This window comes from Christiangramia sp. (assembly GCF_029937855.1).
In the GTDB taxonomy this organism is placed as follows: Bacteria; Bacteroidota; Bacteroidia; order Flavobacteriales; family Flavobacteriaceae; genus Christiangramia.
The window spans coordinates 1-20901 of the sequence record NZ_JAPYPC010000031.1 but is presented as its reverse complement, the minus strand read 5'-3'; the positions used below and the strand labels follow the sequence as shown (position 1 = coordinate 20901).

The following is a 20901-nucleotide window of genomic DNA, read 5'->3' as shown; positions in this document are numbered from 1 at the left end:
AGTAGGGTCGAATTTCCGAATTGTTTTGTTGGGGTAGAACAGATAATGTGTATCTAAATTTTCAATTTTGACTGTTATTGGTCACGTAAAAGCCTTCAGAATTTCTCTGGAGGCTTTTTATATTTTCCACTTAGATTAAAAAATTCTTTCATTTCCTGAATTTATTTGATTCCGTCGACTCGATTTGAGGGTCTCCATATTCCCTTGATTTACATTATAAGATTCTGAAACAAATTCAGTATGAGATTCTTTTTCGGTTTAGGAAACTTTACGGATAAATAAAAAAGGTCCAAACAAATTCGTTAGATTTTTCACAAGCTTTATATTTACCTTTCCAAGCCAATTATTATGGATAAAGATCTTAAGAAGATCTCAGATTACTGGAAAGAAATATATTCCAGCAAGGTAAAGGAATATCGTCCTTTTGAAATTTCTGCCGATTTTAAGCGCTATGCCTCCCTTTTTGCTATTGGCAATTCTTATTTATATATCGTAAATCTTCATGATTTTGAACTGGAATATGTTTCAGAATCTGTAGAAGGTTTTGTGGGAATGAAGGCTGAAGATGTAGAACTTCAAGACCTGATGAAAACGGTACTTTCTGAAGAAATTGAAAATATTAAACTTAAAAGCAGGGTTGTTAGTGATTTTTATACCTCGTTTTTAGATACAGATAGTGCACTTTCATATAAGAATATGTTTTCCTATAGAATGAGGGCTCCCAGCGGGGAAATAAAAACAATGCTTTATCAGGCAATTCCATTAAGCGTGTTGAAAAATGGGATGCCAGAGCATGTATTATGTATCCAAACTGATGTTTCTCATTTGAAAGTGAGCAGTACCAATGCGGTATCGTTTATTAATATAGAGGGCAAAAAATCTTATTTTAATGTAGATGTCGCTAGGGGAAAGTTTGATCCCCGGGCCTGTCATGACGGTAATAATGATCTATCTGAACTTATTTCTGAAAGGGAGAAGCAGATAGTTGTAAAATTTTCCAGAGGCTTAAATGCAGAACAAATTGCCAGGGAGCTGAATCTCTCCCATCATACCATTAAAACCCACCGAAGAAATATTCTACAGAAAAGCGGCTGCACAAACACCACAGAGTTAGTGGCAAAGTGCCTTATTAATGGCATCATTTCTCCAAGTCTGGGTTAATAGCTAAGGCTTCGGAACACGTCTTGGAATTTTGTCAATCCACCTATATTTTGCCAAAATCTAAAACCTGATTTAGATCGTTGAAGGATGTATTAGGAGAAGATTTCAAACTATTATAAGGTTCCTACGGCTCCTTTAAAAAAAATTCAAGAGCAATATCCGGAAAAAATAAGATGCTTATTCTTACCCTTAAGCTCTTCAGAATTAAATTCGATTTCTGCTGAATAGAATAATTTTAATCCGCTTAATAAAAGTGGTCATTGACTGCTTTTTATTTTGATGGCGAATTACTTATATTGGAGATTGTTTAACTTTCAAAAAATGAATCAATTCAGAGAAATCTCAGATTACTGGAAAAAAGAATATTCTGAAAAGATAAAAAATAACCAGGAGTACGATGCTTCGGAACAGTTTAAACAGCTTGCCGCATTTTTCGCTCCCGGGCGATCTTATTATTATATAATCAACTTTCATAATCTTGAATTGGATCTTGTTTCCAATTCAGTAGAAGATTTTATTGGGATAGATAGTGAAAATGTAAGCATGCAGGATCTGCTTAAAACCGCTCTACCCGGTGAAATTGAAAATATCCAAAAAAAAGAAAACGTGATTCGGGATTTCTACCTGAGATTTCTCGATTCTGAAGAAATACTTTCATATAAAGTTCTTTATACTTACCAGATGGAAGATGCTCATGGCAAAATTCGTACTATTTTACAGCAAGCAACACCCCTTTCAATTACAGAAGATGGAATATTTCAACATGTATTCAGTGTACACTCAGATATTTCGCATTTGAGAGCTGCCAGTACAAAGGATGTTTCATTTATAAATCTTTCAAACGGGGAGTCATATTATAATATCAATACCTCGCATGGTTGTTTTGATCCCAAATTTTCAGAATTTAAAAATGAAAATCTCAAAGATCTTTTATCTGAAAGAGAAAAAGAGATTTTGAGTGAGTTGGCTAAAGGACGTAATGCAAATGAAATTGCGAGTGCTTTAAATCTTTCACCACATACCATTAAAACCCACAGGAAAAATATACTTGAAAAAAGTGGTTGTGGCAATACCCCACAACTTGTGGCCAAGTGTCTTACGGGGGGAGTAATCTCAATATAAGTTTTTTGTAAAATGCGTCCCATTTAATTATAATTAATTCCTCCTGTTGGCAAGATTTGCGTGGTGATATAAATTATCGTAATCGAATTTTTGGTAAAACATTCTCTGTTTGAAAAAATCGACTTCTATTATATAATTCACAATTTTATCTTCAGATAAATAATTTGCTATTTCATTTTTCTGAACCAATTTTTTTATATTTTTGCCATCCACTAGCTCGAGTGGCGGAATTGGTAGACGCGCTGGATTCAAAATCCAGTTCTTTCGGGAGTGCGGGTTCGATTCCCGCCTCGAGTACTTTTAACGTATCAAATTACATCAAAACCCCGTAAACTTCACTGTTTACGGGGTTTTTTATTTTTCCTGACATCATATAATATCAATTGAATACATCTAAAAGGTGTCCTATTCGGTGACCTTTTGGGAATCAAAAAATAGGTCACCGAATGGTGTTAAAAACGTTGATATACAGTGTTTTATAAGATTTTAAATTTAAAATAATTGCATATCTTAGAAACAAAATACTCAGGTTATGCAACACTTATTGTCAGTTCTATTCTATATCAAAAGAAATAAAATAGATAAGCAGGGAAAAGTTCCAATATATATGCGAGTTACCTACAATGGTAAAAGAGCAGAGATTAGTGCTATGAGAAAGGTAGATTTAACGAAATGGAATTCTAAAGGTAATATGGTTAGAGGGTATTCTTCAGAAGCTAAGATCATTAATAGAAATTTGGATATAATGCGTAACCGGGTTCATGAAATCCATCAAAAGCTATTGGACAGACAGGACGATATCAATGTGACGGTTATTAAGAATGTCTATTTAGGTAATTCTAATACTCAGAAATCCATACTTGAAATGTTTGATGAGCACAATACGAGAATGGACAGGCTGGTTGGAAAGGACTATTCCTTTAGAACGCTCCAACGTTATAAAACAACGAAAAAACACTTAGCTGCATTCATCTCGTCTTATTTTAAACTTAAAGACTATCCAGTAAAGGATATTGACATAAAATTTATAAACAGCTTTATCTACTATCTAAAAACGGAACTAAATCTTTCCCATAATTCTGCCATGAAGTATCTGGCCTATGTTAAAAAAATTGTTCGTGTAGCACATGCCAACGGCTGGATTGAAAAAGACCCCTTCTATAATTTAAAACTTAAACGCGAGGTTATAGACAGGGAGTTTTTAAACAAAGAGGAGATTATTAAAATCATGGAAAAGCAATTCGATATTCCAAGAATTGAACAGGTGAGAGATATTTTTCTTTTTTCATGCTATACGGGGCTCGCTTATGTGGATGTATTTAATTTGACCGCCGATGATATCGTAAAAGGGATTGATGGCAACCAATGGATTAAGGTAAAGAGGGCCAAGACTAAAACCTTAAGCAGTATTCCTATACTTCCGGTTGCAGAAAAAATTATTGAAAAATATAAGAACCGGGATAATCCAACCGGAAAACTTTTACCGGTATATACTAACCAACGTATGAACAGTTATTTAAAAGAAATTGCTGATCGCTGCGGAATCAAAAAGAATCTGACTTTTCATATGGCTCGACATACTTTTGCTACTACAGTGACCCTCACTAATGGAGTTCCAATAGAGTCGGTGAGTAAAATGCTTGGACATCGCTCTTTAAAAACTACCCAGCATTATGCGAAAATCCTGGATGAGAAACTGAGTGAGGATATGAATTTATTGAAAGCACGAATTTTAGCAAATGATCGAGAGTAAAAGTAAAAAATCAATATTTGGTGAATATGATCACCAAAAAACATAATATTTGGTAAATAGGATAGCCAGCGTAATTTAATATCTATTGTTAATTACCTCCAGATTAGACATTTTTTATTGTTTTTTTATTTTTATTGAAAAAACATCAAATTTCAAAAGCAATCATTTGATACAATTTGCTACACAGAAATTACATAAAATAAATTTCAGCGCATCAAATTACACTATTCTCAGTCAAATTATATTATTGCTGAATAATATGTAATTATAATCGATTTTCAGTATATTTAATTGATGTTTTGTCAGTAAGTTTTTAAGCTGATTTACATCCAGATTAAGATGAAGACTGAGATTGAATATATACGAGTAGGCACACAATATTTTAAACTTGTAGAGGCTCCTACTATTAACGGGAATGGAAATGAAATTCTGGTGTCATGGAACATTGAAACCATTCGGCAGGACCACGGCAAAACATTTCTGGCCAGCATTCCGAAATTTGATGGATTTACCTGTATTCCAAGCCATTTAAACTTTCAATCTACCTATCATAATTTTTACAATATTTATTCTCCCCTAAGTCATCAGATTGTGGAAGGAAGCTGTCCCAAATCTCGGGAGTTTATAGAACATATTTTCGGGGATCATTATGAGTTGGGATTAGATTACCTGCAATTATTATTTACTAAACCTACTCAAATACTTCCCATTTTGTGTTTGGTATCCCGGGAGCGATCTACCGGAAAAAGTACATTTTTAAAATGGCTGAAACAGATCTTTGAAAATAACCTGACCTATCTTACCAATGACAGTTTTAGCAGTCAGTTTAATGCTGACTGGGCTAATAAATTACTGATTTGTATTGACGAGGTCTTATTCAATAAAGAAGAACTGACCGAGCGTATCAAATATTTAAGCACGACAAATTTCAACAAGCTGGAGGCTAAGGGCAAAGACAAGCGGGAAGTAGAATTTTTTGGGAAGTTTATCCTTTGTAGCAATAATGAAGAGAATTTCATAAAAATAGATCATCATGAAACCCGGTTCTGGGTATTAAAGATTCCTTCGATTAAAAAGGAAAATACCGGATTTTTAGAAGCCCTGGAAAAAGAGATCCCAGCTTTTTTACACTTCCTTCAGCACCGTTCTTTACATAGTACACATCAAACCCGAATGTGGTTTACCCCCAAACAAATTGAAACTCCAGCTCTATTCAAGCTGGTTCAGAATAACCGAAACCGAGTAGAGAAGGAGTTGGCCAGTATTTTACTAATGGTCATGGAAGAGCATGATCTTAAGGAAATAAATTTATGCCCCATGGACGCGTTAAATGCACTTAGTAAAACAAGGCTAAGGACAGATTTGACCCAGATTAGGAAAATTCTAAAGCAAGACTGGAATCTTGAAAATATATCCAACTCGAACCGTTATGAAAAGTTTACGCTTTGGGAGGATGGCAGCTCCAACCTATCGAATACCAAAGGACGCTATTTCACTATAAATAAAAATTTTATCCTGGATAATTTTGAAGATCAGCATTCGGACTGAATCACAGAAATTGAAGTGGAATGATGAATTGATGACAAAGTGATGACACGGAAACTCCTGGTTTTTCGGGAGGTTACGTCAGTTGGCATCGTTTCATCATTTTTTTGGATACTGCTGAGAAAATAAGATTAATCATTTCTTCATTTTTTGATGAATGATGACAGAATCTTCTTAGACCAGTAATAGTAAGACTTAAGACTGTCATCGTTTTGTCATCAAAGTGGCATCAAAAATAAAAATGATGACAAAAATTGAGAAAACAAGAAAATACTCATATAGGTGCATTTTAAGTCAAATAATATGCTGATGAAAGAAAAAAGGAACATACCAGGACTTACCTGCGAAAGAGCCCGTAGTATTTGCATCGTGAAAACACTCGCAAAACTAGGGCACTTTCCAAGTAGGATAGCGGAAAAAGAAGCCTGGTTTCTGAGTCCCCTACGGTCAGAAACGCAGGCCTCTTTCAAGGTGTCTCTAAAATTGAACCGATGGTATGACCATGGAATAGGAACGGGCGGAAACGTGCTGGATTTGATTGTAGCAATACAAAAGTGTTCGGTAAAACAAGCATTAGAATTTCTAAACAATAAGCAGCTTTCTTTTTCTTTTCAGCAGCCCATTTTAAAAAAGAGGACTGCTTCAAAAATTTTAGTGTTTGAAGTGAAGCCAATACAACATCCGGGATTGATTCAATATTTAGGCTCCAGGAAAATTTCGATCTACATAGCAGTACAATATTGTAAAGAAGTCTGGTATCGATTAAATGGGAAGGAGTATTTCGCTTTGGGTCTGCAAAACAACGAAGGGGGATGGGAACTTCGGAATAGATATTTCAAAGGATCCAGTTCACCAAAAACCTATACCTATCTAAAGACACATTCAGATCGCTTGATTCTTTTGGAAGGCATGTTTGATTTGTTATCCCTGGCTGAATTATTTCCCGGTGAATTTATAAATTCAGATATCGTTGTTTTGAACTCTTTAGCTTTTTTACAAAAAGTCACTCCCCATTTTAAAAGTTATACGAAAGTTGATCTGTACCTCGACAATGATCTGCCTGGAAATAAAAATAGAAAAAAGCTACTTCAGGATTATAAGAACACAAAAGATAGAAATGAGCTATTTCAGGGATATAAAGACCTGAATGAAAAGCTGATTTCAACTAAGATAGTAATGAAAGAATTGAATAAAAAATAACCTTAAAAAAAGTAAATGCCACAAGGGAGATTTCATTTTGGAAGGCAAAGCAAGATGTGTCATTGTCATGACAATCTTGCTTTGCGCCCGGAGGTTGCAAAGAAAATAAATATTAAAAATGAAACGGGAATACATCCAGATACGCTGCTCGATCTACGAGAAAAAGCTACTCAAAAAAAGAGCAGCCAGGGCGGGAATTTCCCTTTCTGAATATTTGCGTTCTACTGCTTTTAAGATCAATATGGTCGAACGCATTACCCCAGAGCAATTAGAATGCTATCAGCTACTGGTTCAGTATAAAAACAATTTTAGCCGGATCAGCAATATGTTTAAAAAAAGTAATCCCCAGTTGTCAAAGGAAGTACAGCATTTAGCTGAAGAAATCAGGAACCATTTAAAAAGCTTCAAAAAATGATTGGGAAAGGACATTCTATAGCTAGCACCGGTGCCTCTATAGAATATGGATGGAACCAGGAAAAAGAGGCCGAAGTGATTTATAAAGACCAGCTGGCCGGAGAGACCCCGAAAGAGATCACAGAAGAATTTAAGATCATCCAGTCACAGAATGAGCGGTGCACCCAGAATACCCTCAGTTTTATATTAAGTCCCACCGTTAAGGATGGACAGGAGATGAGCAAAGCGCAACTTAAAGAGATCACCAGCAGATTCCTCAAAGAAATGGAATTAAAGAACAGGCAGGCCATTGCTTTTGTTCACCGGGACAAGGCACATACCCATGTGCATGTATATGTGAACCGGATTGGTTTTGACGGAAAAGCTTATAATGATAGTTTCATTGGAAAACGAAGTCAGATCGCAGCAGACAATGTAGCCAAGGAGCTAGGGCTTACCAGGGTTCGGGATGTACAACAGGAAAAACTAAAAGAATTGAACTGGCAGCGACTGGCCATTAGACATATCAATAATAAAGTAATGGAAACCCGGCCTAAATCACTGGATGAATATATCAGTAAAATGAAGTCATGTGATGTACAGGTAATTCCTTCCATCAATAAATCAAATCAACTACAGGGTTTTCGGTTTGAATACAAAGGAGCTAATTTAAAAGGGAGTGAGGTACACCGGTCCATGACTGGAGGAAAAATTATTGGAGAAATTAGCCAATATGCGAAAGGTATTGGAATGAAAGAAATATCCAGTGGTTTAAAACTGATGGATAAGACGGTACAGCTTAGTACGAATATGGCTAGTAAAATAGCCAAAGACTTAATAAAACAAGTGATCAAAAGAGGGCTGGATACCGGGATGGGATTTTAAAATAAATAAGATATGAAAAAACTAGATGAGATCATGGAGCTGATGACCGATGAGATGGCTGATTTTAAGCTGGCCATTTTAAAGCTGCGCAAACTCTCCGGAGAAATTGAGCAAATGAGTATTCCCATAAGCACCGAGGCATTGGAAAAGAACCTGAACGCTTTCCTGGAAAAGCAGGAAGAGAATGATCAGTTGAAGGATGATATACTGAAAGGCATTGATCAGAAATTAAAAAATGCCAGGCTGATGCCCAATTATATGCTCCTCCTATTCGGTATTTTCGGAATATTAATGTTAGGCTTATTGGGATATTTTAAATCATCCGCCACAAAAGCAGCCGAAGAGAAATTTGAAATGTACCAAATGATGAATTCCGAAAGTGAATTCTTTAAAAATTATCTTTCAGAAAATCCAGAAATCAAAAATGGATATAGCGAGTGGCTGGAAGAAAATAAGTAGCATTTGTCATGACAATTTCCTTGTCGCAAATTATCCTAATTATTACAGTAAATGCTTTGGAAATCCCTATAAAATGGTAATTTATTACAGTAAATTTTGTCGCATAAGTGTTATGCGCCCTATGCTATTTTTACTTTACGCTTAACTTCCCGTACACTATAAAAACAGCACAGGAACCACGCGCAAGGTTAGTTATGGGAGAAATGGGAAAATTTGTAGAAGGTTTAAGTTTAAAAATGGTAATTAAACCTAATTTTTTTTATATTAAAAATGACGTTGTGGAAAATTCAAAATTATTTATTTTGGATGTATAAACCGCTCTAAAGTCTCTTCAGAAATATCAGGATTGGCACCTATATTCCCAGCTACTAAAGCACCCATGGCGCAAGCCTGATCCAATGCTGATTGAGGTAATACTCCCTTCATAAGTTTTGCAATCAATGTAGCAAGAAATGAATCTCCTGCGCCAACAGTGTCTTTTACTGCTATCTTATAACCGGAGTTATAATAAAGTGTTTTGTCGTGCAGGAGCACAGCACCATGTCTACCTTTTGTCACGCAAATAGATTTTGCATTAGAATTATCCGCAATAAAAAGCAGATTTTGTTCTAAGGAGTTATATTTGGAACCCAGTATACCGGCAATTTCAAAAAGCTCTTCGTCATTGAACTTTATAAATTCAGAATGCTGCATTAGGTCTTTTAGTAGCTCCTTTGAATAATGCGGCGAACGTAGGTTAAAGTCCAGTATCCTGTATTTGGCTTGTGGTATAAGTTTAAAGAGGGCCTTTCTGCTTACTTCATCTCGGCCAATCAAACTACCAAATATAAATGCATCAGACTGCTCAACTGAATTAATCATGGATTGGGTAACATCAATTTTATCCCAGGCTGAAGGATACTTAATTTCATAAGTAGCAGAACCATTGGCTGAAAGGCTAACATTTACCATTCCGGTTTTGTACTTTTCATCTTTAAGAATGTTCCCAGTTTTTATATTTCGTGAGTTAAGATAATATAGCAATTGATTTCCTTCCACATCAGCACCAATCTTACTAATCATCTCTGTAGATACTCCCATACTGCTCAGTCTGCTGGCTACATTTAATGGTGCACCACCAATTCTCTCTTTATCAGGGAAGACATCATACAGTATCTCTCCAAAACATACTGCTTTTAATTTTCTTGTCATCATTTTTGTATTAGGATTATAAAGCGAGATAATATTTTTTTAATAAAAAACACGAGGATGAACCCCGTGTTTTTAAAGACTAAATCAAAAAAATTAAATTAATATCCAGGATTTTGAACATACAGTCCCCCGGTAAAATCGATCTCACGTTGTGGAATGGGATAATACTCATCCCTACCAGCAGTAAAAACCGCATTGGCTAAAAAATCTCTTTTTGTTTTTTCTTCTTCAAGATAAGCGTTCAGGGTTTCCTCAGCTTCACCCCATCTCACAAGATCGAAAAATCTTGGACCTTCCATTCCAAATTCAAGTCTTCTCTCAAATTTAAGTGCTTTCCAGGCAACTTCTTTACTTGGAAAAGAATCATATAGTCCTACATTATAGATATCCGAAGCTCCCGCATCTACAGGCTTCTGGGTACTTGCTGCTGCTCTTGTTCTCACTTCATTAATTAAAGGTAAAGCCTCATCATAGCGGTCTAACTGAATAAGTGCCTCTGCCTTAAACAGTAGAACATCTGCATACCGAATAAAGATGACGTTTCGCGAGGTACCTACAAAAGGCCCTTCCTTCACATAACAGGAACAATCGGGAGCTTGTTGTTCTTTCATATTGCCGAAAAATCCATACACGCCGGGATCTCTGGCCCAACTAAATTTGTAGATCATATCTCCCTGTTCATTCACCGTATTTCTATATTTAAAAGGTCTACCAGGAACTCCCACAGTATGATCTAATCTTGGATCCACCGTTAGACTAGACGGAACAGATACTGTTCCATCTTCCTGAACATTATTCAAAATATCTGAATCATTAAAGGAATCTAAAAGAGGTAATCCATTAGCGTCCGTTTTAAATGCATTTACCATATTTTGGCTGGCTAGATGAAATCCGCAACATCCATAAAGCCCTGTTCCATGAGGAGAATTTAATCCTGTAACGAAACTTACTCTTCCAACTCTGGTACCGTCATCAATAGAAAATTGAGCTGCCCAAATCGATTCTGGTCCGTTCTCAAATTCTACTAGAAAATTATTACCGTAATCAGGTTCGAGGCTACCAGTAACCTCATTCGCATAATCAATCACTTCTTGAAGCATAGCAGTATTTATATTCACTACCTGATGATTTTCATTCTGTTCATATGCCTGATAGAGTCTCGTTTTAGCAAGATAAGCAGCAGCAGCATTCCTATTAGCTCTTCCTACTTCAGACTGAGACTGAGGCAAATTATTATAAGCGAAAAGAAAATCTATAGCGATCATGTCCCATAATTCCTGGTTCGGAAGGTCGTTCCCTGTATCTGCAACCTCGTCCTGTGTTAGGTTCTCAGTGATATAGGGTATTTTTTTAAAGATTCTTTTAAGCATAAAGTGACAGTGAGCCCTTAAAAACATTAATTCTGCCTGTCTGGTAGTTTTAAGATCATATTCTTCATCAGGAATATCATTGATAACCCTTAAGGCAAAATTGATTCTTGAAATTGCCTTATAATAGTTAGTCCATGTTCTTGGAGCCATAAATTCTCCTTGATCTGGAACTGTTAAATAATACTGTTCATATCTGTCTACTTCACCAACATCGCCACGACCTCCGCCGCCTTTATAAGAATCATCAGAGCGAACGCTTCCATACACCCACATATTTGTTAACGGGCCTATCATATCGTCATTTGCAATGCCTGCATAAGCCGCAATCACGAGAGATTCAGCATTTTCAGCAGTAGCTACATTTTCGTTGGAAAGAACTCCTTCCGGTTCGTATTCTAGAAAATCTTCTGAACAGGATATAAATAAACTCGAAAGCAATAGTCCTGTAATAATATATTTAAAATTTTTCATGATTGTATTTTTAAAAATTCACGTTTAGACCAAGGGAAACCACGGTAGGTACAGGGATTCGATTTACATCTGTTCTTTCCGGATCAGATCCTATATAATCATTAGGTGTAAACCAAAACAGGTTTTCTCCCTGAAGATATATTCTGAAGCTTTCCAGGACACCTAGTTTTTCAATTAGAGCCTCAGGCAGGGAATATCCTAACTGGGCGTTTCTAATCTTGAAATATGAATTATTCCTGTACAAATAATCGGAAGTTCTCAAGTCGTTAAATGCCAGTGATAAGGAAGGAATATCGGTATCTGTATTGGTTGGGGTCCATGCATCTAGCACACCAAGCCCGGCATTTTCCCTTCCCTGAACGAAATTGTTCCAGAATATATAAGGATCCTGACCAATTCTTCCTGTCACGCCAGATCCAAATACTGAAAAATCCCAGTTCTTATATCCAAGGTCTATTCTAACACCATATTCAAGGTCTGGTAAAGTTGTCCCTATGAAATCACGGTCGTCAGTATCTATAACATTATCACCATTAAGGTCTTGAAACTTGATACCTCCTGGGCGGGCACCTACCTGTTCCGGAGAATTATCTATATCCTCCTGGCTTTGAAACAATCCATCTGTTCTGTATCCAAATATGGAAAATTGAGATTGTCCCAGTATAGAGTTTTCTGCTGTTCCCGGGAATCCTGCGCGTACTTCTTCAGGTAGAAATGTAATCTCATCCGAAAAGGAAGATAGATTGGTTGACACCGAAAAAGTAAGCCCATTATCTAAAGTATTGCTATATGCAAGGGCAAACTCCCAACCTTTAGTCTCCGTTGTAGCTCCATTTAAAACCCGCTGCTGTCCTTCTCCAAGTACAGAAGGAATGGGAGGAGTGGTTAAAATATCTACTGTCTCCCTTGTAAAATAATCAAACGAACCGCTCAGTTTATTATCAAAAAGTCCAAAGTCTACCCCAAAGTTCCATTCTTTAGTGGTTTCCCATTTAAGGTCTGGATTCTCAGCCTGAACAGAAACAAAACCAGAAGGCAAGTTTCCTGTATTATTTCCATTGATATCGTAAGCAGTACCTACATTATAATATTGCTCAAAGAACCCCCCGGTAAATTGAGAAAGAGTTGACCCGTATCTCGCTTCATAAAGTCCGAATCTGGCAAGGTCTCCAATAGACTGGTTCCCCACTTCACCATAACCAGCTCTTAGCTTAAGGTTTGTAATAATTTCGCTTTCATTTAAAAAATCTTCATTACTTAACCTCCAACCTGCAGTCACTGCTGGAAAAACACCGTATCGATTATTCTTCCCAAACCTGGAAGAACCATCTCTACGCACAGTCACAGAAGCTAAATATCTATTATCAAAGGAATAGTTTACCTTACCAAATTGAGAAAGCAATCTGCTACCTGAAGAATTTCCGTTTGAAGTTCTGGCACCTGTCCCGGCATCGAGTACAAAGTAAGATTCTTCTTCAACGGCAAAACCCTCAGCTCTTGCAAGCACTCTATCAAAATCGTTCTTAACAGATTCTAACCCCAGGAGAACACCAAAATTATGATCTCCCAGTTCCAGCTTATAGTTAAGCGTATTTGTAAAAACTACACTCGTGTACTTATTAGTATCAAATGTGAGGCTGTTATTACTTCTGGTTATAAAGCCGTTATTTACTCGTGGCTCTATATCTTTTCTTTTGAAATCGCTAAAATCTATACCAAAACTGGATCTAAAAGTTAAATTCTCCAGAAGATCTGCCTCAACATAAATATTTCCGAAGAAATTATTTTTTTCGGCATTATCCCAGCGATTTAAAAATTGTATCAATACAGGGTTATTTCTGTCTGAATACCCGGCTCCAATAGGTCCTGCGAAATTTCCATTAATATCGTATACAGGAATTGTTGGAGCAAGGGATATAGCCAAACCAGGAGTAGGTGCATTTCCTACATCGGGAGATGCCAGCGTTTCGTCTGAGGTTGAAAACTGAGTATTTACACCAAAACGCACCTTATCTTCAAACAAACTTGTATTTGCATTGATCTTAGCTGTATAACGTTCATAATTGGTGTATTTAAGAATACCTGTATTCTTAAGATGACCAAGATTTACAAGGAATGAAGATTTTTCAGAATTAGCTGAAACAGTTAGTTCATTATTGTAAACATATCCTGTTTCATAAGTTTCTTCCTGCCAGTCGGTATCTCCCACTGGAACAGTTTCGTCTCCTCCAACAAACGGCCTTACTGATACATTATTTAATACAGGATTATCAAAATCCATATTCCAGTCAAAATTATAAATTTCTCCATAACCGGAAGCAGGATCGGCACCATCATTTACAGAAGCTCTCCATAAAACCTCGCCTCTCTGTAATGCATTGAGCATGTCGTAACGTTGTTGTTTTTCAGACTGTACTGAAAAATTTGAATTGAAACTCACACTTACTTTCTCTGCACGTCCACTTTTATTCTTGGTGGTAACCACGATCACACCATTACCCGCTCTTGCTCCATATAGGGAAGAAGCTGAAGCATCTTTAAGTACCTGAATAGATTCTATAGCATCTGGATTAAGAGAAGAGAATACTTCCTGTCTTTGGGTAGGAACTCCATCTATTACATATAATGGATCATTATTACCTAGGGTGGTTATACCCCTAATAAGAACCCTACTGCTTGCGCCGGTTGGATCTCCTGATTTTTCTACAAATAATCCAGGAACTCTTCCCTGTAATGCCTGCATGGCATTACCTGAACTTCTACTTTGCCCCTCTAAAGGCGCCGTTTCGACCACCGTGATAGCTCCGGTTACATCTACCTTTCTTTCTCTTGAATAACCGGTAAGTACAACTTCATCTAATAAAGCAGCATCTGCCTGCAATGCTACATCTATCTGTGTATTGCTATTTACAGGTATCTCTGTTTCTTTATATCCCACAAAAGTGAATACCAGCACGCCATCTTCCGGAACATTTTGCAGAAGGTAATTTCCATCGAAATCTGTGGATGTTCCATTGCTTGTGCCCTTAACGAATACCGAGGTACCCGGAAGAGGCATTCCTTCCTCGGCTGTAGTAACGGTTCCCGAAACCTCGATTTCTTGTGCCGAAAGAAAACTTATGGGCACTATAAAAAGAATGAGTAAAATTAGTTTTAATCTCATAATATTAGTTTTAGTTAAATTTTAATTGATAGGCTTCTATTTCATCCAGGGTAAATGATCCTTTTTCGGAATTGACCGAAAGTGTTTCCCATGGTTGGTTTGGAAAGAAAATTTCAGTCATTACCGTTTTTCCTTCATCAAAGAATAATTCAATGGAAGTTTTATCCAGAATTATTATACCCCTTAAATCTTCTGAATTTGATATTCGAGGGGCTGTAGAAACTTTATTTGCGAAATCTTCAGAAAATTCGGTCTGACCGGCTTTAGACCTGTCAATAAAAAATTCCTGAGAGGAATGATCATATCCAAAAAGAAGCTCATCCCCAGAAGCATTAGAAAGTTTGAACTGATATTTTGAATCCTGAAGACTTGAAATTTTAAATCTTATCTCTGCACTGGTAAGATCTATTTTAGCTGAATCGATGATTTTTGTATTTCCTTCTATTTGAACATTCTGGTCTTTATAATTCTTACTGCGATAGCTCTTTAGTTCATTTACCGGAGTAGAACTGATGATATAATTATTATCCATTTTTTCCAATTGCAATTCGCGCGCAATAGTCATTGCACTTCGCCAAGTTTCTGTTGGTACCTTCTGGGCATATTGCCAGTTGGACATCCAGCCCATAAATAAGGTTCTGCCATTCTCTTCAGGAATATTTGCCCAGGTGACTCCGGCATAATTGTCTTTTCCAAAATCCAGCCAGTAGGAGTGATCTTTTCCCAGGTTTTCCATTTGTTTAACCGGAGTAAATGTTTTACCATCAAAATCACCAATAAAGTACTGTGTCCCAGATCCACCATTATATCCACCAGGGTTCAGGCTCTGAATTAGCACCCATTTCACTTCATCAGTATCTCCAACATACATGGGAAAAAAATCCGGACATTCCCACACTCCACCATGTGCTCCAATACCTTCTCCAAAATCAGACTGTCGAGTCCAGCTTTTTAGGTTCTCAGAAGTATAGAACAAAGTTTTCTCGTAGGTGGCAAGGACCATCACCCATTGCTGATGAATTCCATCCCAAGTTATTTTTGGATCCCGAAAATCTTTAATTCCAGGATTTTCAATTACGGGGTTCGCTTCATATTTGGTCCAGGTTTGCCCTTCATCCAGGCTATATGCAATCGCCTGGGATTGATAATCTTTCTCACCCTTCTTCTCTCCTTCAGGATCATGATAAGTAAACATTGCTACTATAGGTGTCTTACCATCTTTTCCGAAGCCGGAAGTATTGTTCTTATCTACTACCGCACTTCCGGAAAAAATATATCCTTTTTCGTCTGGATAGATTGCAATAGGCTGCTCTTTCCAGGTCACCATATCGGTGCTAATTGCATGACCCCAATGCATGGGGCCCCATACATTATCCTCAGGGTAATGTTGAAAATACAGGTGGAAATAACCGTTAAAATAAAACATCCCATTAGGATCGTTCATCCAGTTATTTTCAGGCGTAAAATGGAAGTTAGGACGAAAATCCTCATCTTTTTGAACTTCCGCTATGGCCTTTTCAGAATTTTTTTCGGAATTCTGTTTAAAACCATTACAGGAGATAAAAAGGCAAAGGAAGAGTACCATGCATACTATTAAATTGACTATTCTTTTCATGTGGATTAATTATTTGAAATTGATATATTGTGATTAAGGGAAAATTCTTCACTAAGTTTCTCTAGAGATTTTCCTTTGGTTTCCGGCATCATAAAAATTACGAAGATTAGCTGCAGAATCATCATAAAAGCAAAGAAGGCAAATACGTATCCCGGACCTATACTTGAAAACAGAAATGGGATGGAAGATGGAATTATTGCTGCCAGCACCCAATGTGTTGAAGAACCAAAGGCCTGTCCTGAAGCTCTTAGTCTGTTCGGGAAAATTTCAGATATAAATACCCAGATTACCGCTCCCTGCCCAATAGCATGGGATGCTATGAATAAAAACAAAAAAATTGGAACCCAGAGGCCGCCCCAGTTTAAGAAGAATGCTGCAGCGACCAGGGACAAAGAAATTATATATCCTACGGAGCCATAAAGCATTAATTGTTTTCTACCTAATCTATCAATAAGAAAGACCCCTAAAAGTGTAAACAATAGATTTACCACACCAATTCCAATACTGCTAAGTAGCGCGGTGCTTTCTCCTAAACCTGCAGATTCGAAAATTCTTGGTGCGTAATAAAGAAAGGCATTTATACCTGATAATTGATTAAAAAAAGCGATAAGAAAAGCAAGCATTAATGGAAAACGATACTTTTTCATGAAAATATTCTCCCCTGTTTTCTCCTTTGCGTCTAGCTCTTGGATTTCCATAATTTTGTTGCTAACATCAATATTTGGATTGAGAGTTTGCAAGACCTTTTTAGACTCCTCTATTCTTCCTTTCGAAACAAGCCATCTTGGACTTCTTGGAATAAAGAATACAAAAACAACATAAATAAGGGCAGGCAAAGCTTCAATACCAACCATCCATCTCCATGGTTGTGCTCCTGTATTTCGTAATAAGTAATTAGAAAGAAAAGCGATAAGAATTCCCAATACTATATTGAATTGATAAAGAGAGACAAGTTTTCCCCTTTGACTGGCGGGAGCAATTTCTGACACATATGCAGGAGCTGCTATCGTTGAAGCTCCCACTCCCAATCCACCAAGAAACCGGAACACAGCAAAACTAATAGGGTCATTAACAAATGCAGATCCTAAGGCTGAAACAAAATATAGAACTCCTATAATTATAAGAGTATTTTTCCTTCCCCATTTATTGGTAGGGATTCCTCCAAAAATAGCGCCTATTACAGTACCCCATAATGCCATAGCCATTACAACAGAACCATGGAAAGCATCTGTTGTATTCCATAATTCTTGAAGCTGTTTGTCTGCCCCTGAAATGACAACCGTATCAAATCCAAATAAGAAACCGGCGAGTGCAGCACTTATAGACCAGGTGATAATTTTATTCATCCTTAATTATTTTATCTAAAAACTAAATTATGTTTAAAATATCTCGCTATATTTTAATAATTCAGCAAATAGTTTCAATAATGTTAAGGAATAGTGAATTTTTAGTTAAACTCTTTATTGGTAGGGCTTTAGAAGATAACCGATAAAAACACGAAATCGATATAGTTTTAAATATGATACTATAATTACAAATATGTATCATGGTTAATAGAGAAATTTATCTTTTGACTAAATCAGGGTTTTATCTCTTTTGGAGAAACTCCATATTCTTTCTTAAAAGATGTAGAAAAATAACCTGGAGAAGAATACCCAACGTCATAAGCTATTTGTGAAATATTCATATCAGATTCCTGTAGAAGGATTTTAGCTTTACGCAAACGCTGAGAATTAATATATTCATTAACACTAATTCCCAACAGCGCTTTAATTTTTCTATATAATTGTACTCGCGAAATTTCTAATTTCAAGGCCAAATCCTCTACAGTAAATGCAGAATTTTTAAGATTAGCATCCACCAAAGTATTAAGCTCCCTCAAAAACAACTGCTCAGCTCCGGCGAAATTCTCATCGGTTACTTTGTCTATTCTATTTGTATAATAATATCGAAGCTTTTCCCGGTTGAACAGAGCTGATTTTATAGACTCCATAAGAATCTCATTACTGAATGGTTTGGTGATATAAACATCTGCACCAGCCTTTAAGGCCTTCAGCCTGGATTCCTGATCATTTAAAGCTGTTAGGATTATAGTTGGGATATGAGAGGTTCGCAAATCATTCTTTAATTCTGTGCAAATTTCAAAGCCATCCTTATCAGGTAAATGGATATCACAAATAATAATATCTGGAATTAATTCCAGAGCTTTCTCAACTCCATCGCTTCCATCGGAAATTTGGACATGATACTCAGAACTTAATCTCTTCTGAAGTAAATAGGAGAGTTCCATATTATCTTCAATAATTAGAACAGATTCTGCATTTTCATTTAAATTAATATTTTTAGAAAAATTTTCCGGAATAGTGACTTCTCTTATATTGCGGCGGTCTTCACCCTCATCTTTTTGCCGAATATCAGTAAAATCATATTCATTTAAATGTGAGAAGCCTTTCAATAACGAAATTTTAAATTCAGCTCCCTGACGAGAGGAAACAACGATTTTTCCTTTATGCAATTCTACAAATTGCCTGGTAATATATAAACCTAGCCCCGAACTAGGTTTTGAATTATTGCTGCCTTGCATATAAGGATCGAAAATATGTTGGAATTCTTCTTTCGGAATTCCAATTCCTGAATCCTTGAAAATAATTTTAATATGCTCTTCATCTTCTTCAATTGAAATTTGGATGGATCCATTCTTTGGTGTGAACTTGAAGGCATTTGACAAAATATTGAAGAAAACCTTATCCATCATTTCCCTGTCAATATATACTTCCAGATCATCAGATTTTGAAAAAAATTTTAATTCAATAGATTTCTTTACGGCTTCACTTTTAAAATCATTTACAATATTTTCTAAAAAGGTCTTGATTTTAGTTCTTGTAGGTCTGAGTATAAAAGTTCCATTTTCTAATTTTTTAAAATCCAATAGCTCATTTATTAGCCTTAATAATCTTCTGGAGTTATTGATTATAAGATTGGTTTCGTAGGTGATTTCTTGAGATTCTCTTAACGGACGTTCTGAAATAGATTCGATTGAACTTGTAATAAGCGTTAAGGGCGTTTTGAATTCATGCGATAATGCGGTAAAAAAGTTAATCTTACTTTCATTGGAAATTTTTAACTTGTCGGCAAATTCCTTAATCTTATTTCGTTGAGCTGTAATTTTAGTATTATTTGATTCAAGATTTCGTTTTCTTTTTCTAAGTTTAACCACAAGATAAATACTCCAGATAGTTAATATTAAAAGCAAACTTAATAAGACTATCATCAACTGAACAAGTTCAGATTGTGAATTATAGGTCTGGATCTGTCTGTCTATAACAGCTTGTTGATTTTCAATATCATTTTGCTGTTGGTTCATCTTATCAAACTGATTTTGCATAATACCAACATTCACAGAATCAATAATAACTGTTTTGAGGATGTTACTTTTATCTATACTTTCATTATTAAGTATATCCTCTGCCAGCTTTATTGCTTCCATGCCTCCCGTTGGATAGAGCACGGTCGCGGCCAGAATATTATCCTTTACTAACTGGATACCCCCATTAGGGCCAAATAGGCCATCCACTCCGATGATTTCAATTTGATCTTCAAGAGATTTTTTTTTCACAACTTCCCAGGCTCCTAAAGCCATTCGGTCGTTATGTGCAAAAATATATTTAGGTGGCTCAATGGAATCTAAAAGATTTGATAATTCAGTTTCTATAGAGGCCTTTTCCCAATTTCCTTTAATAGTATGAGTGATTTTAAACTCTGAAACCTGATTGATCGTTCCTCTAAAGCCTTCGCTTCTCTCAAAGGCAGGAGAAGAACCTTCTTCGCCGGTGATCTCAAAAATATTTGCTGGTCCTTTTGAATTAGATATAATATATTTGGCGGCATTGCGCCCTACCTCAATATTATTTGCACCTATATAAGCCGTAAAATTGCTTCCTTCAATCTTTCTGTCTATAACTATCGTTGGGATTCCCGCATTCATAGCCCTTTCAATAACCGGGGTGATAGGGATGGACTGAATAGGAGAAACTACGAGTACATCTATATCATCTTTGATAAACTCTTCAATCTGAATAATTTGTCTAGCTATACTATTCTCTCCATCCTTAATTTCGAGTACGACATTCGGATGTAAAGCGGCTTCCAGCTTCATGGATTTGTTCATTTCCCTACGCCAATTATCTGTGGTCATCGCCTGTGAGAAACCGATTTTATATTTATCTTCAATATTTTCCCGATTGCATGAGATAAATAATAAAAAAATAAATATGAGATGTAGAAACTTAATTAGAGACTTCATTGATTAGTTTTAATCTACCTTCTAAAATAGAATTTAAAGATTATTTAACACCAGAAAGCTCAAATAAAATTATAATTCTATTGTAAATGGGGACAATACAAAGATGATAAGGTAGGAAACTAGCTAAGCTATATCAATGGTAGAATCGCAATATTAAAACGGCCAACCCAGTTGCCACAATCGTATATGTAGGTGCGCCCTATGTTGTTTTTACATTACGCTTAACTTCCCGTACGCTATAAAAACAGCACAGGAACCATGCGCAAGTTT

14 protein-coding genes and 1 tRNA gene are annotated in these 20901 nt (G+C 36.3%); 9 read left to right on the top strand and 6 right to left on the bottom strand.

Annotated elements, in window-relative coordinates; genetic code table 11:
* The first annotated feature begins 348 nt into the window (after positions 1–348).
* The 9 genes from Q1K34_RS14625 (at position 349) to Q1K34_RS14585 (ending at position 8518) form a co-directional block, all read left to right on the top strand.
* Positions 349–1161: a LuxR C-terminal-related transcriptional regulator gene (locus Q1K34_RS14625; protein ID WP_300440419.1), complete on the top strand. Its 813-nt coding sequence runs from the start codon at positions 349–351 to the stop codon at positions 1159–1161.
* 321 nt (positions 1162–1482) lie between these two features.
* Positions 1483–2283: a LuxR C-terminal-related transcriptional regulator gene (locus Q1K34_RS14620; protein WP_300440416.1), complete on the top strand. Its 801-nt coding sequence runs from the start codon at positions 1483–1485 to the stop codon at positions 2281–2283.
* Positions 2284–2498: 215 nt separating this feature from the next.
* Positions 2499–2580: transfer RNA gene (locus tag Q1K34_RS14615), tRNA-Leu, on the top strand.
* Positions 2581–2815: 235 nt separating this feature from the next.
* Entirely contained in the window at positions 2816–4036 is a 1221-nt protein-coding gene (locus Q1K34_RS14610) for a site-specific integrase (protein ID WP_300440414.1), read from the top strand.
* 339 nt (positions 4037–4375) lie between these two features.
* Complete coding sequence (locus Q1K34_RS14605; RefSeq protein ID WP_300440411.1) at positions 4376–5584, top strand: DUF5906 domain-containing protein; 1209 nt, start codon at positions 4376–4378, stop codon at positions 5582–5584.
* A 306-nt stretch (positions 5585–5890) separates the two neighbouring features.
* Positions 5891–6781 (top strand): toprim domain-containing protein, encoded by an 891-nt coding sequence (locus tag Q1K34_RS14600; protein ID WP_300440409.1) that lies wholly within the window; start codon positions 5891–5893, stop codon positions 6779–6781.
* A gap of 118 nt (positions 6782–6899) precedes the next feature.
* Entirely contained in the window at positions 6900–7196 is a 297-nt protein-coding gene (gene mbpA / locus Q1K34_RS14595; protein ID WP_300440406.1) for a mobilization protein MbpA, read from the top strand.
* The gene (locus tag Q1K34_RS14590; RefSeq protein ID WP_300440404.1) at positions 7193–8059 is read left to right on the top strand and encodes a relaxase/mobilization nuclease domain-containing protein; all 867 of its coding nucleotides are present in this window, start codon (positions 7193–7195) and stop codon (positions 8057–8059) included. Before mbpA ends, Q1K34_RS14590 begins: the two co-directional genes overlap by 4 nt.
* A 12-nt stretch (positions 8060–8071) precedes the next feature.
* Entirely contained in the window at positions 8072–8518 is a 447-nt protein-coding gene (locus tag Q1K34_RS14585; protein WP_300440401.1) for a DUF6730 family protein, read from the top strand.
* A 297-nt stretch (positions 8519–8815) separates the two neighbouring features.
* Here the strand turns inward: Q1K34_RS14585 and Q1K34_RS14580 are convergent, their stop codons facing one another.
* The 6 genes from Q1K34_RS14580 to Q1K34_RS14555 form a co-directional block, all read right to left on the bottom strand.
* A complete protein-coding gene (locus Q1K34_RS14580; RefSeq protein ID WP_300440472.1) occupies positions 8816–9709 on the bottom strand; it encodes a carbohydrate kinase in 894 nt (297 codons plus the stop codon).
* A gap of 98 nt (positions 9710–9807) precedes the next feature.
* Positions 9808–11550, bottom strand: a complete 1743-nt coding sequence (locus Q1K34_RS14575) for a RagB/SusD family nutrient uptake outer membrane protein (RefSeq protein ID WP_300440399.1) — start codon at positions 11548–11550, stop codon at positions 9808–9810.
* A gap of 10 nt (positions 11551–11560) precedes the next feature.
* Positions 11561–14713: a TonB-dependent receptor gene (locus Q1K34_RS14570; RefSeq protein WP_300440396.1), complete on the bottom strand. Its 3153-nt coding sequence runs from the start codon at positions 14711–14713 to the stop codon at positions 11561–11563.
* A 10-nt stretch (positions 14714–14723) separates the two neighbouring features.
* The gene (locus Q1K34_RS14565) at positions 14724–16328 is read right to left on the bottom strand and encodes a glycoside hydrolase family 32 protein (RefSeq protein ID WP_300440394.1); all 1605 of its coding nucleotides are present in this window, start codon (positions 16326–16328) and stop codon (positions 14724–14726) included.
* A gap of 5 nt (positions 16329–16333) precedes the next feature.
* Positions 16334–17674 (bottom strand): sugar porter family MFS transporter, encoded by a 1341-nt coding sequence (locus Q1K34_RS14560; protein WP_300440391.1) that lies wholly within the window; start codon positions 17672–17674, stop codon positions 16334–16336.
* Between the two features lie 233 nt (positions 17675–17907).
* Complete coding sequence (locus tag Q1K34_RS14555) at positions 17908–20631, bottom strand: substrate-binding domain-containing protein (protein WP_300440389.1); 2724 nt, start codon at positions 20629–20631, stop codon at positions 17908–17910.
* Between the last annotated feature and the right edge of the window lie 270 nt (positions 20632–20901).